Genomic DNA, 14,541 nt, shown 5'->3' with positions numbered 1-14,541 from the left:
GTCAGTTCTCCTCCCCTTCCTCCGGCTGACGCCGTTCTTCTTCCGTAAGCTCCAGGAACAGCTCAATCAAGCTGTCATCCGGTTCAGCTCCCCCGGTCTGCCGCTGATAGAATTTACGAAATAATTCCTGTACAGGCATGCGAGAACGCGAGACCTGTTCCAATTCTTGCTCCATCTGTGGATAGATAGGACGAATATGTACGATTCCTTCCCGTGCCTTACGCAGTCGCTGGATATCGTTCATCGAGAGGGCTTCGTTCAGCCGGATTTCCAGATCAATAAAAGCGGAAGCGTCTCTGCCTTCATCCAGCCAGCGGTATACTTCCTCAAGCCCGCCGCTAGATTTCCAGTTCACCAGCGGACGGCCGCAACGCAAATAAACTTCTTCACAGACAGGCTCCTGGCCCGGAACGACATCAATCAAGGTCACCGACTTGGCCTGTCCCGCTTCGGAAAAGCTGTACGCGAGCGGGGAACCGCTGTAACGGATCATCCCATCGCCCTTAACCCGTTGTGCACGATGCAAATGACCAAGGGCCGTATACTGCGCTCCACAATATAGAGCAGAAGGATCGACCGTATAAGCGCCGCCAACCTGGATTGGCCGTTCAGAGTCACTTTCTACTCCACCCAGCACATAGATGTGGCTCATAGCCAAATTGACCGTCTCCGGGGTGAATTCTCGGCCCAGCAGCTTCATGAGCTTGCCCACACGGGCACTGTAGGCGAGGCGCAGCTCTGCTTCGCCGCTTTCTCCTGCCAGCAGCTCCCCCAGCCGAGCTTCAGATGGATAGGGCAGCGCAGCAATTTTGGCAACTTCTCCTGTACGTGCCACTTGAACCGTCACCGGATCAGAGGTTGGCAAGCCGACCAGCGTAATTCCTTGTCTACGCACAAGCGGGGAGACGGAAGAAACACGTTCCGGCTGGTCATGGTTACCCGCGATGACTACTAGCGGCCGTCCGCCTGCTGTCAGGCGTGCTGCTGCATCATAGAACAACTGCTCTGCCGCAGCCGGAGGGTTCACAGAATCATACACGTCTCCCGCCATCAAAATAAGATCAGCTTGTTGGTTATCCGCGATCTCCACCAGTTCATCCATGAACTGTTCCTGCTCCCGCTGGCGGCTTCTTCCCTCCAGCGTACGCCCCAAGTGCCAGTCCCCTGTGTGCAATATCCGCATCTTCTGTCCTCTTTTCCCGCCTTGCTTCAGATCTGATATAACACCACGACAGCTATACGTAACGACCATCGCAGCTTTATATCAAACCTGAAAAGGCCTGATTAATATAAAAATATGGCTCACCCCAAAACCAGCGACTGCTAAAAACAACTTCGTCAAAGCAACTCGATCACAAGGTTAAAAAACTCACGCCTGGAAGCGAGCGGACCGCATAGCAACGCATAACACCACATAGTCGTTATGTGCATGAAGCCACTCGCTGAAATATGCAGTGGACTCAGGTGAACCTATCTCCTCCGTAATAGCGGATTTTGATCAGCTTTATGCCTATAGAGTCCCTGTGGTCCTTTATCCTACTAAACGGTGAAATGGATAGGCAATAAAGACTCTGTAGTCCGTTGCTTGACGAAGCAAATACTGATTTTGAGGTAGCCCCTCTTGTTCATCTTCTACGCATAATAGAGTGAGACATTCACTCCTGCTAGATTTCAAGCCGTACAGGATGCCCTCCGTCGAAGAAATACAGCCAGATCTCACTGATGCTTTCTCCCAAAATATCATTCAAAGCTTTGCTATACAATTCCAGCTGGAAACGGTATTTCTCCTGTAGTGCCTTCAGGCCACCCTGATGCTCCAGAACGGAATCTGTCTTGTAATCCAGCAGGATTAGTCTCCCATCCTCACGAAACAGACAGTCGATAACCCCTTGAATTAACACCTCTTCACGTTCATGCTCTGGCGTCTCCGCTTCTGATGATGGTAGACCGGAGACTGCTTCGTCCAGTGGACCAAGTCCACGATAAGCCTCATCTGCTGGAACCATATAACTGAACGGTAATTCTCTCCGGTTCCATTCCGATGCCAGCAACCTGCTTCCAAGCTCGGTAGCATAAAACGCTGCAATTTGTTCCGCATCTATGACTTCAACCTGTTCCGGCGTCAAGATTGCCACCTGTTTCAGCCGGGCCAAGGTCTCTTCCACCACAGTGCGAGTCACCGCCGCGTCCAATGGAATATGCTGCATCACCGTATGGTAGGCCGTTCCCCGTTCTGCAGAGGTAAGGCTGCGCCGCTCCATAAACTTGGGCCGCCGCAAGCGCAGACTGTCCCGGTATGCCAAACCAACAGCCTCTTTTTCACCAGCAGGTCTGCTGCGATCCTCGTACAGATCATAAGAGGGCTGTTCTTGCATGGACAGCAGCGATTTCAGCTCCGTAACCGATGTCTTGGCAGGTATACGGGAAGCCGCAGCATATGGATAGTCCCAATCAAGCCTGCTTGCAATCTCGGTTCTCGCTGCTGTCGCTAGAGCTGGAATTGGCTGACCTTCCTGCAAAGCCGAAAGCGCCAGCTCGCGTTCTGCCCCGGCTTCGCTGTCCTCATCCCTCTCGGAAAATGCAGCTGAACTGAGTCCGTTGGAATCCATTACATGTATACTCCAGTGGGAAGCATCGCCATGAAGCACTGTGGATACTGTACCTTCCGATCCCGACAGCTTGCGCAAGATAGCTGCGCCCGGATGACGGATCAGCGCAGGCCCGACCCAATCAAGGTAGGTGCGCCCCCGGGCCAACAGATGGTCTGCCAGCAGCAGTTCCTCCCGGCCCTGTACAGCGCTCCAGCCCGCAACTTTGCGCGGTAAGTCACGCATCGTGCCGACCAGAATCATTTTATCCCGGGGACGGGTCAGCCCCACATAGAGTACACGCATTTCTTCAGCCAATAGTTCCAGCCGTGAACGCCGGTTAATTGCTAAATAAGGCAGAGTCGGATAAGTCACCCTTGTCTCCCGATCCACAAAACGCGGACCAAATCCCAACTCCTTGTGCATTAGAAACCGAGCGTGCAGATCCTGGCGGTTAAAGGGCTTGTTCATACCGGCCAGGAAAACAACCGGGAACTCCAGCCCTTTACTCTTGTGAATGGTCATAATTCTGACCCCGCTGCCCTCTTCGCCACTGCCACCCGCTATCCCTAAGTCCCCACCGTTTTCCCTCAGACGGGAAATATACAACAGGAACCGGAACAGACCGCGTGCCGAAGTATCCTGCTCATACTGGACAGCTCGATCATACAGAGCTTTCAGGTTGTTTTGCCGCTGAGCACCACCAGGCAGACCGCCAACCCATTCCAAATACCCGCTTTCCCCATAGATACGCCAGATCAGGTCGCTAAGGCTACCCTGACGGGCGGCCAGTCTCCAGCTCTCCAGTTGATCCAGAAAATGCTTGAGCTTGGCTATAAGCTCGGGCGCCAGGTCAGGACCAGATTGACTTACTGCTAATTCTTGAATCGTCAACTGATTATGCACACTGACTAATTGATCAAGTTCTTCCAAGGAAGCTGCAGGCGCCTCCAGACTACTGAGCGCGGCCGCAATCTCAGTTTGACCTGACTCTGCTGTCGGCAGCGCCGTTGCGGCATTTTCAGCTTGTCCTGACCCTGCCATTGGTAGCGCCGTTGCGGCCTGCACAGCTTCATAGAATGTCCCGTGACTGCACAACCGCACTGCAGACAACTCTTCCTCACTCAAACCGACTACCGGTGAGCGCAGTACGCCCGCCAGCGGAATATCCTGGCGCGGATTATCCACTACTTTTAAGAGCGAGAGCGCAATCTCTACTTCTGTGGCTTCAAAGTATCCCTTGTTCTGGTCGCCATAAGCAGGGATACCCTCCATTCGAAGCTCCTCAATCATGAGCGGTGTCCAAATTCTGGCTGAACGCAGCAGGATTACAATATCTCCGTATGCCACCGGGCGCATCATTTTGAGGCCTTTGTCGTAGATGAGCATTGGCGTTCCGCCGCTCATTCCGGTCATCACCGAAATTCTGCGGGCAATGGCCCGCGCTTCGAGCTGTGCCGTCTCACTCTCGATGACCTCACTCTCCGGTGCTGCTTCCCCGTCCCCAGGTTCTTCCTCTGACCTATCGGCACCAGATGTACCACGGTCAATCAGCAGCAGCTCCGGAGCAAAATACAGATCGGCTTTCTTGCCTTCCGTTCCTGGAAAACCGGCACCATAGACCAACTCAGCCCGCTCATCATAATCGATCTCCGCCACTGTCGCATTCATAATCTGCCGGAAAATCATATTCACGGCATTCACAACCTCCATCCGGCTACGGAAGTTTCGGGCCAGGTCAATAACCATTCCCTTGGAGGTACTGATCGCAGGATCTCCCCCAGCTATAGCCCCATCTGCCGGATGCTCGTCCGCTGACTCTAACGGCGCTCCTCCCGCACTGCTAAAGCTGCGGTATTTCTCTAGGAACAGACCTGGCTCCGCCAAGCGGAACCGGTAGATACTTTGCTTCATATCGCCGACCATGAAACGGTTCCCCGGGTCTTCCCTGGCAATCAAGCGAACAATTTCTTCTTGCACGCTGTTCGTATCCTGATACTCATCGAGCAGGACTTCATCGAACTGGGCGCGGTATTCCATCGCCGCATCGGAGGGCATGGAGTGGCCCGGCTGTGAGTCCGGGTGACGGAGAATTTGCAGGCAATAATGCTCCAGGTCGCTGAAATCGACCAGTCCTTTGCCGGCTTTCTCCAGCCGGTATCGCTCACCGAAGGCGATGACCGTCTCTGCCAGCTCCTTCATCAGCGGCGCCGCTTCATGCAGTTCGGCCAAAAAAGCCTCTGCCGGACGCCCAAACAGAGCATTCTGAAGTTCGGATAGGGTCTTCTTAACGCTTTCCCGCAACTCCTTGACCATCTCCTGCAGCCCAGGATCTGTGGCATCCTTCTTGCACAGCTTCAGCTTCCCGAAGCTTACGCTGCGGAAAGCCTCATACAGCTCGGCCCAGGGCCGTCCGCTTAAAGCGGCCTGCAAGCCTTGCACCATATCCAAATCTGCCGCAAGATTCTCGGCATATGGAGCAGGCCCCCCCGGCTGCAGGGCTATTTCCCGGCCTTGTAGCAATTGGCTAGCCGCACCGTCCAAGGCCAGCTTCGCCTCTGCGAGAATGCTCTGCACCCATGGTGTGCGCCCCAAGCTCTCCGTATCCGGCAGCGAGAAGTCCGCTGCCGTATCGCGCAGCCACTGCTCCGGCCATGGATGGCTGCGAGCAAAATCATGCAGCCGCTGTATTAGCGCGTGTACTGCATCATCTGTACGCTCGCCGCTGAACCAGTCGGCCAGCGCGACGAACACACTGTCCCCGCCATCTTCCCCGGCCTCGCCATACTTCTCTTCCAAGAGTTCCATCAACAGCTCTTGTCGCATCATTTCCGCTTCATGCTCGTTCAGGATGCGAAAGCCTGGATCAATCGGAATCAGTTGATAATACCGCCGAATAACCTCCAGACAGAAGGAGTGCAGAGTCGTAATAGAGGCTCTGCCAAGCAGAGCAAGCTGGCGACGCAAATGCTCATTCCCATTATCATTCTCCAGCGCGCGGTCCAGTGCCTCGCGGATCCGCTGCCGCATTTCCGAGGCAGCCGCCTTGGTGAACGTGGCAACGAGCAGCCTGTCTACACTGAAGCCGTTCTCTTCCCGGCTGATTTTACGAATAATCCGTTCTACCAGCACCGCTGTCTTCCCGGAACCCGCCGCAGCCGCGACCAGGATATCATCGCCGCTCTCGGCAATGGCGCGCCATTGGTCATCGCTCCATATGCTGCCTTCGGGCTTATTGTCTATAGCAGGCCTTACATTCACGGCGTTAATCCTCCTTTGCGGGACAGCAGGTCCCAGATGTCGTCCTTGCCCGGCTTGCCGAGATGGTTATATCCGCTGCCTTCAATACTCTCATCAAACTGGCATACCGGTTTGAAGGAGCAGAATGTGCAAGCTGTCTCCTGTTGAATCCGATAGGGCTGAATGGCTACGTCCCCTTCTGTAATTCGGGTGCCGATTTCTGCTATTGTGCCTTTTACAGAGGACAGCAGCTGACCCCATTGCTCCGGCGTTGCTACAGAAGCGCTGCTGTAGAAGCTGCCGTCGCTTTTCACCGCAACTGGAACAATCGCAGAATGTCCTTTGTCGAGTGTAGTGTCCATTAAGGATACGACTTCACGGTCAGCCAGCAGCAGACCCTTCATTTTGAACCGTTTCAGCAGTTCCTGCTCCGCCTGCTCGCGGTTCATGCCGTTGGACGAAGAGAGCAGCGGATCATGGACGTGAAAATAAAGCGTGCCTGCCGGGAGTGCTGGCTTACCCAGCCATTCCTCGGAATAGGTTAGCAGCACTTCAAGATACGTCAGCATTTGCAGCGATAGACCGTAGTAAACTTCGTGGAGCTTGAGGTCCTTCTGACTGGACTTATAGTCAATTACACGCAGTAGAATGCCGTTCTCCCCTTCCGCCTGATCCACCCGGTCAATCCGCCCGACCACTTCCATCACACAGCCGTTGGGCAGTGTAATCCGCAGGGGAGGAAGTTTTTTACCCGGTCCAAAATCAAGCTCCAGTCCGACCGGCTCAAAGCTACCCCGGCGGGCATGCTCGCCCAGAATTACGGAAGCCCGGCCCACAATACTCTTCAGCTTGCGGGTGATATAACCGTACCGCTTCGTACTGAGGAGAATCTCACCCTGAAGCAGCGGTGACAGGCGGTCCACTGTCTCCCCGGCTTCGCGGCGACATTCCTCCGGTGTCAGGCTGGCCCAGCCACGGCCCTGCTCTTGCAGCCGCTGCGCCATTTCACTAAGCGCCGCATGGAACAGCTGTCCGATGTCCGGGGCCTGAAGTCTGTACATCTGCCGCTCCTTAAGGCGTAAACCGTACGCGGCAAAATGAGAGAACGCACAGGCCGAGAACTTCTCCATCCGGGACACGCTACCACGCAGCGTAGAGCCGCCATACAGCCTGAGGCTCGTCCCCCGCTTCAGTTGAGTGCCTTCGTTGCGGTAGAACAGTGAGCCGAGAAGCCGCTTCAGGCGTATCTTCTTCGCTTCCTCCTCTGCTCCGGAAGCGAACCAGTTATAGACATCCCACCAGAAAGACGGTATATCGACACCCTGTCGCCACTGTCTCAGTTGCACCATCAGGATGCGCAGACTTTGTTCCGGATCCCCAATAAAGTCCATATGCAGGGGTAACACGGTCTGCGCCGCTTCATCTGATGCCGCAGGCGGACTGGCTGGAAGCTGACGTTCTGTCAGCTTGCCCCCGAACATCAGCTGCAAATGACGAATCACTTCAGACGGCAAAAGGGCCTTCCCTTCCTCGTCAGCAGTCGCATAGCTAATCCACAACTTATGGCTCGCTGTTGTGAGCGCATTGTAGATCAGGAAGCGCTCGTCAAGCAGCCTACGGGATGCCCCCGGAGCAAGCTCCAGGCCAACGTTCTCCAGTATCCCACGCTCTCCCTCGGACAAAATACCATCTTCCTTGAATTGTGCGGGAACAACACCCTCATTGAATCCAAGCAGAAATGCATACTTCACACCCGAAGTACGCGTCCGGTCCATGCTACCTACCAGAACCTGATCCAAAGCCGGTGGCACCAGTCCCATCTTCAGCTCGGCGAGACCGGTCTCCAGCACACCCGCGAACATCGCAAACTCCATTTTCTCGTTGCCCATCATTTCCACGATCTGATCCAGCAGATCAAGCACCGCACTCCATATCTGGCTGTTCTCACGGACACTAGCAGCCTTTCCCGATTTCAGCGCCTGGGTGCTCATCTCCTCCAGCTTACCCGCCGTACCAGCATCCTCAAGAAGAGTGTATACTGCCCGGCAGAGATCTTCTCCGCTACGGCTTTTCTTTACCCGCTTCTCGAAAGCTTCCAAGGGACCGATAATGGCTGCCCTACATTTCTCCATCGTAGACAACAAGCCTTCATCCACAGTCCTGTCGCCTTCCAGCGAAAGGCTGGGAATACCTCTCCAAGGACGACCATCCGTCCAGCGATACCCCTGAATACCGCACGCCAGCACATAATTCTCCAGATTGTCCATGTCTTCACTAGTCAGGCTCCCGTCATCTGGAAGAAGCAGTCCGGTCTTCACGCAGCGAAACACATCTTCATAACGCCAGCGACGCCGCACCACATCGAGCGCAGAGCGGATAAATTCTACTAGCGGGTGATGTAGCTCATTCACCTTCTGATCGAGGAAGAACGGTATCTTGTAATCGTTGAACAGCGGAGACACTAACGATTCATAATCGCTGATGTTTCGCATGAATACCGCCATTTCGCCGTATTTGGCACCTTCATCCCGTGCTAGTCTGAGCATTTCGCGCAAGGCCCCTTCCACTTCAGCCCTGTGCGATACAGCAGCGCCAATGGTAATGGACTGCGCTGTGTCCCCCTTATGTCCACTCCAGCCCAAACGGCGGTCATACCCCCGCTCCAGATGGCCGAGTACAGGGCTATCCTTGAAGCGCGGCAGCACTTGAGGCGATAATAGCTCGTCCCAGACCTCTAGCCCCGCTTCCTCGGCCATACCACGGAGCTTGATATACGTCACCGCAGCCGGATGGAACAGATCAAGCTCGTGCAGCCCACCACCGGATGGATAAGACTTGTCCAGGGTTAGCGATATTGTCATACTGGAGGCATGCAGCATCAGTTCCCGCAGCACCTTGAATTCCTGAGGGGTAAAGCCGTGAAAGCCATCCACCCAAATCTCCGCACCCCGAACATAGGAAGACAGTGAAATCTGCTCGGCCAGTTCGACCAGCCGGTCCTCTTCGTCCATATACAGCTGCGACATCTCTTGCTCCAGATCGCTAAATACGATATATAAATCCTCCAGCTTGCCTGCCAGAATGGGGCTGTTACCAATAGAGTCGCGCATACTGGACAATTGCTCGTTCAAATCATTAGAACCGATACAGCATCGCTTCAATTCGGTATGCAGCTGGCTCAGCCGTTCCACAAAGCCCGGACGATCCGAAGAGGGTCCGAAGAGCTTCAGCTCCTCCTTGCGGCGGCTGATGATTTTATAGATAAGCATCTTCTTGCCTTCTTCACTGATCGGAAGATTTGCACTGCCGCCCGTTTCCTGCCTTACCCGATAAGCCAGCCGCGAAAAGCTCAGGGTCTGGGCGCGGATGCTTCCCTTGGCACCACCCGCAGTGAGCAGCCCCCGTTCGGTCCCAAAAGACCCCTGCTCCGGCACAAGCACAATCATTGGTGCGCCAAGCGGTTCCTGCGCTAGCTGAGAGGAAATCGACTCCCGTATTTTAGTTGTCTTACCGCTGCCCGAGCGTCCGATTAAAAAGGTTATCGACATAAATAAAGACTCCTCCCATGACAAAACAAAAATGTAACTCCAGTCACTTACTCGTCCCAACATTATACCATATCACCCTTCATTCGGAACATACGTTTGGATGATCTTCAAATGTTTTACAAGTGTTCTGCGCTCCTACAGTTCCAAACTTCCCCCTTCATTCCTCTTCGCTTTTGTCATTTTCTTTTGTTCGGCTTATATAACTTTCTACCAAAACGCGCAAAAGCCCGCCGTATCTGATAGATACGACAGGCTCTTGTTACAATAAACAGATTATAGTACTACGATGATATGCGAAAGCCGCCGGATTCCTGCTGCAAGGTCCACAGCTTGGCGTAAAGCCCACCCTGCTCCAGCAAACGTTCATGACGGCCCTGTTCCACCAGCCTGCCGTCCTCCAGCACGATGATGTTGTCGGCACCGCGGATCGTTTTAAGCCGATGAGCGACGACAATAACAGTCCGCCCTGTGATCAGGGCGTCAATCCCTTTCTGAATCTCAGCTTCATTTTGCGGATCAAGCGAGGCTGTGGCTTCGTCCAGCAGCACCACTGGCGCATTTTTGAGAATAGCGCGAGCGATGGAAATGCGCTGTTTCTCCCCACCGGATAGCGTGCTACCACCCTCACCAACCGGTGTATCATAGCCTAGCGGCAGCTTCATGATGAAATCATGACAACGCGCCATTTGAGCGGCCTGCCGTACCTCTTCGCTTGTAGCCCCCGGCCGTCCAAAGGCGATATTGTTGCCGATTGTGTCCTGGAACAAGTACACATCCTGAAACACCACCGAGATCGAACTCAGCAGATGCTCCGGCTCTGTTTCCCGCAAGCTGCTTCCCCCCTGCAGGACACGTCCCTGATCCGGATCGTAAAACCGCGAGATTAGCCGCAGCACGGTACTTTTTCCGCTGCCCGAGGGTCCTACAATGGCTGTCAGGGTCCCCTGAGGCATTGTAATACTCAAATCCTTGATCACCGGCTTTCCGCCGTAGCTGAAGGTTACATGATCGAATTGAATTCCACGATCAGCGGGCAGGGGTTCGGTGTTCCCGGTCATTACCGGCTCATGGAGCAGATCCACAATCCGTCCGCCTGCTTGCTCGTTATAGCGGAATTCAGCGTAATTGGAGAGAGCCGTGTTCAGCGGATCATAGATACGAGTCCCGATAATGAGGAATACCGCCAGCTCCAGGATACCGATCTCTCCACCCAGCAGAAGCTGGACGCCCACGAAGATCAGAAGCGTTAAACCGGCGCGCAAAAGAGCCAAAGCCAACAAAATAACTGGACCGAATATCCCCTCCAGCTTGATGCTTTCCTTCATCAGAACCTTGAACGAGTCGTCAAGGCGGACAAACCTGTCTCCAGTCAAATTGTAGGCCTTCATTACGCGAATACCGTTCAGGTACTCCTGCAGACGGTTCGCCGCATTCAGCTTGGCCTTCATGTGCCCTGCGCCCAGCTTGCGCTGCAACCCCGTCGTTACATACATGATCAACAGAGCTACGGGCAGGGCGGCGAACATGGAGAGAGCCATGCGCCAATCCAGCACGATCAGACCAACTAGCGCAAGGACCGGCAGAACGAAAGCCCCGGCCAGTTGGGGCAGCATGTGGGAGAGTCCGCTTTCCACCAGAGAGAAGTCACCCATCATCATATTGGCAAGATCGCCAGGATCACGCCGGGTCAAATAGCCCAGCGGGAGCTTCCGCAAATGTTCAGCAAGTTCAGCCCGGCCCTGTGCAGCCACTTCATAGGCCCCACGATAAGCTGCACGGTAAGCTGGAATCTCGCTGAGATACATTAGGAGCATTGATCCCACCAATCCGCCGCAAACCCACCACAGACGTTCGGTCTGCAGAACCGCTCCCGGCGTAATAAAAGGTGCAAAAATAAGTCGCACCGCTTCAATAATCAGGGCAAAAGGCAGTACGTTCACCAGATTGGATAATAGCGAATACAGGACAGGCTTCAGCAATTTCTCTGGATGACCAGCGGTAATATTATGCAGCATCTTCACGTCAGCGCCCCCCCTTTCTCGATAATCCAGTCTCCAGCATCACTGTAAGTGTGCCACATCTGGGCATAGAGTCCTTCCTTCTGCACCAGCTCCCCATGGTTTCCACGCTCTGCAATGGTCCCGTTCCGAAGCACTAGAATTTGCTCCGCATCACGAATCGAGGACAACCGGTGAGCGATGACGATAACCGTCTTGCCGCGCATCAGTTCAGTAAGCGCCAGCTGCATTTTATGTTCATTCTCTGGGTCGGCAAAAGCAGTCGCTTCATCCAGCACCAGAATCGGTGCATTTTTGAGAATCGCCCGGGCTACGGCAATTCGCTGTTCCTCCCCGCCAGAGAGATAGACGCCCCCTTCACCGATGAACGTATCATAGCCCTTCGGCAGTCTGGAGATAAAATCATCACACTGTGCCGCCCTCGCCGCAGCCTGTACTTCTTCCAGCGAAGCCCCCGGCTTGCCTACGGCGATATTCGCATAGAGGGTATCATAGAATAGAAAGGTCTCCTGAAAGACAAAAGCGACCGTGTTCATCAAATCATCCAGCGCCATTCGGCGGATGTCTACGCCACCGATACTGATTGTCCCGGATTGCGGGTCCCAGAAGCGTGGAATCAGGCTCGCTACGGTTGATTTTCCAGATCCCGAAGGACCTACCAGTGCAGTAACCTGCCCTTGTTTCGCCTGGAAAGACACTCCCTGCAAAGCATCAGCAGCCTTGTCCTCAGGGGTTCCGTAAGAAAAGGTAACCTCCGCAAATTCGATGTCAAAAGTGTACGGTGACTCCGGATCCTGCGGAATTGGCACCGGGGTCTGAGCCAGAAGCTGATCCATTCGCGCCACTCCCTCTCCGATATCCCGCGTACTGGAGGCCAGCAGCAACAGCTTGAAGAGTGGTGCGGAAATTCCCGGAGCCATCACTAGAAAGAATAGTAGCACTATAGCAAAAGACATATTATCCGGCTGACCGCTCAATAGAAAAACCCCTACCGGCAAAATAAAGGTGAACATAGATGACAACAGCGTTTTGAACAGAATATAGCCGTTCTGATACCGGTCTGTAATTTCCAAACTATGATCACGATAATTGACCATATCACTGTAAAACTTGCGGAACGAATGGACAGTCTGCCCAAAAACCTTCACCGCAGGCATCCCCCGGATGTACTGCACGGCCGAAGCATTGATCTGTTCCAGGGAATCATAATACAGCTTTATGCCCTCCTTGCCCTTGCTCCCTACCATCAGCAGCGTTTGAGCAATAAAGCCTAGCAAAATCGGCACCAGACAGGCAATCGCCAGCGGAGGACTCAGCCAGAACATGGCAAAGATCATCACTATGGTCGTAACCAGAGCACTAATGAGATCAGGCAGCTTATGCGCAATAAAGTTCTCCACCTTCTCCACATTCTGTTCCAGTGTTTTTTTGACCGCACCGGTTGAGGTACCTGTGAGGTAACCGAGCGGCAGTCTGCCGAGATGCTCGGTCATTCGCACCCTGAGATTGTACTGGATGCGAAACGCTGCAATATGCGAGCACATCCCCCCGGCATAGAGCAGTATCAGCCCTAAGACCAGACCGCCCAGCGCTATAAGTCCCCACTGCATCATGTAGCTCCCGTCCGCCTGTCCCGGCGTCGAAGCGTGGCGGAGCAGCTCCGCCAGCACAAAGTATACGGAGATATACGGTACCAGCATCAGCAAAGCACTGGCGGAGGACAATACACCCGATAGGAACAGAAGAGCTCTCTTTTCTCCGGCGATTTCCAGCAGTCTGGGCAGGCCAGTTTTGGTTTTACTCACAGTATCTTCCTCCAATTTTGTTTAAAAGCGCAAAAAAAGTGCACTGAGAATCATTCTCTGTGCACTATATTAGAGGAGCAATGCTGTCCGGCTCTACTCCTTACGGGATTATTATGAATCAAAAAGGGAGCAATCCAGGCAAATTCCCATCCTGAACGTCATCAGCCAACCATCCTGTCCGGCTCGGACCTGCCCCCCGGGAACGAAGGGCATATTCTCCGGGCCGAATCCCGAATTTCTTGCGGAATGCGGCCGCAAAGTGGCTGGCATTGCCGTACCCTACACGGTACGCGGCTTCCGTCACGGTCACGCTGCCTTGGTCCAGCAAATGACGGGCCTGCTGCATCCGTTGTTCAATCACATAGGCATGCACGGTATAGCCGAACATTTCCTTAAATCCTTTTTTGAGCTTGAATTCGTTGAGACAGATGCTCCGGGCCAGTGCTGCCAGTGTCGGTGGCTCGATATAGTCCCGTTGTAAAATCTCCCGGGCCTGCTGTAAGCTGGCCATATCGTCTTTGGAGAGACGAACGGTTTGTGGAATCCGCTCCGCTTCATACAGCGATTCATTGAGGTAGACGGCGAACAGCTCTAGCATTTTCGCTTCCAAATAGAGCTCCCTAACACCTCCACTATAGGGGCATTCCCAAATTTGCGACAGAACAAGCCGGATAGAAGACGTAATCCTATTTTTGTTGAAAAATACGGCTTCATTTCCGGTAAAACGAAGCCGTTCATCCTCGGTCAGTCCACTCGTCATCCGCTTGAACTGCTCTGGGCTCATATCCAAGCTGAGAAACCGATAATCGGCATCCCGCACATACTGACAATTCTCAGCCCGTACGCCGCCATAAAGCAAAGCGCTCTGCCCTGTGTCAAGGCCAAAGGTATCACCCTTAAGCGTAGTACCCCATTCAATTCCATGCCCAAGACAGAACACCAACTCTGTCCGTGGAGAGCGGAACTCTCCGTTAGCCTGTATGTCCCGGTTAAAAGTAAGGCTGAAGTTGGTCATCTGAATATTTCCTCGGGTGAGCAAACTGCGGCAAGCCCCAGCCCCTATCTCTTCCGGAGGCTTAATTTCGAAATGGCCTCCGTCAAGACGGTAGGTATGGCTGAATCCCTCGCAAGCAAGTGTCTTTTGAGCATCTATTCTTTCATGATCGTATACGTTCACATTATGTCCCATTCCTTAACCCCACTTCCTCTTGCTTTGGGTTCATTATATACGCAAATGAGAACTATTATCAATGGAGTGAGACGAGTTTAAGATTATCTATTAAAGCTCGCTCGTCACTACGGTGAATGTTTGGACTTCCGGTCGCTGTTGTCCCCAAATTTC

6 protein-coding genes are annotated in these 14,541 nt (G+C 53.7%); all 6 read right to left on the bottom strand.

Annotated elements, in window-relative coordinates:
* Position 1 precedes the first annotated feature (1 nt).
* The 6 genes from AC3Y23_RS01865 to AC3Y23_RS01840 all read right to left on the bottom strand — a co-directional run bounded on the left by AC3Y23_RS01865 (position 2) and on the right by AC3Y23_RS01840 (position 14,376).
* Positions 2–1,183: an exonuclease SbcCD subunit D gene (locus AC3Y23_RS01865; protein WP_379195036.1), complete on the bottom strand. Its 1,182-nt coding sequence runs from the start codon at positions 1,181–1,183 to the stop codon at positions 2–4.
* A 481-nt stretch (positions 1,184–1,664) separates the two neighbouring features.
* A complete protein-coding gene (locus AC3Y23_RS01860) occupies positions 1,665–5,849 on the bottom strand; it encodes a UvrD-helicase domain-containing protein (RefSeq protein WP_379195034.1) in 4,185 nt (1,394 codons plus the stop codon).
* Positions 5,846–9,376: a helicase-exonuclease AddAB subunit AddB gene (gene addB / locus AC3Y23_RS01855; RefSeq protein ID WP_379195032.1), complete on the bottom strand. Its 3,531-nt coding sequence runs from the start codon at positions 9,374–9,376 to the stop codon at positions 5,846–5,848. The genes AC3Y23_RS01860 and addB overlap by 4 nt, the downstream gene beginning before the upstream one ends.
* Positions 9,377–9,657: 281 nt before the next feature.
* Positions 9,658–11,397 carry an ABC transporter ATP-binding protein gene (locus AC3Y23_RS01850; protein WP_379195030.1) on the bottom strand — a complete coding sequence of 580 codons (1,740 nt, stop codon included), beginning with the start codon at positions 11,395–11,397 and terminating at the stop codon, positions 9,658–9,660.
* Positions 11,394–13,199 (bottom strand): ABC transporter ATP-binding protein, encoded by a 1,806-nt coding sequence (locus tag AC3Y23_RS01845; protein ID WP_379195028.1) that lies wholly within the window; start codon positions 13,197–13,199, stop codon positions 11,394–11,396. Before AC3Y23_RS01845 ends, AC3Y23_RS01850 begins: the two co-directional genes overlap by 4 nt.
* Positions 13,200–13,317: 118 nt before the next feature.
* On the bottom strand, positions 13,318–14,376 hold the full coding sequence (locus tag AC3Y23_RS01840; protein WP_379195026.1) for a helix-turn-helix transcriptional regulator: 1,059 nt from the start codon (positions 14,374–14,376) through the stop codon (positions 13,318–13,320).
* Positions 14,377–14,541: the final 165 nt, after the last annotated feature.

Source organism: Paenibacillus sp. MAHUQ-45 (assembly GCF_058133325.1).
This window is presented reverse-complemented; position numbering and strand designations above follow the sequence as displayed.

Excerpts from the sequence above, each read along its gene's own strand:
- addB (WP_379195032.1), bottom strand. The coding sequence starts at position 9,376 with ATGTCGATAACCTTTTTAATCGGACGCTCGGGCAGCGGTAAGACAACT.
- AC3Y23_RS01865 (WP_379195036.1), bottom strand. The coding sequence starts at position 1,183 with ATGCGGATATTGCACACAGGGGACTGGCACTTGGGGCGTACGCTGGAG.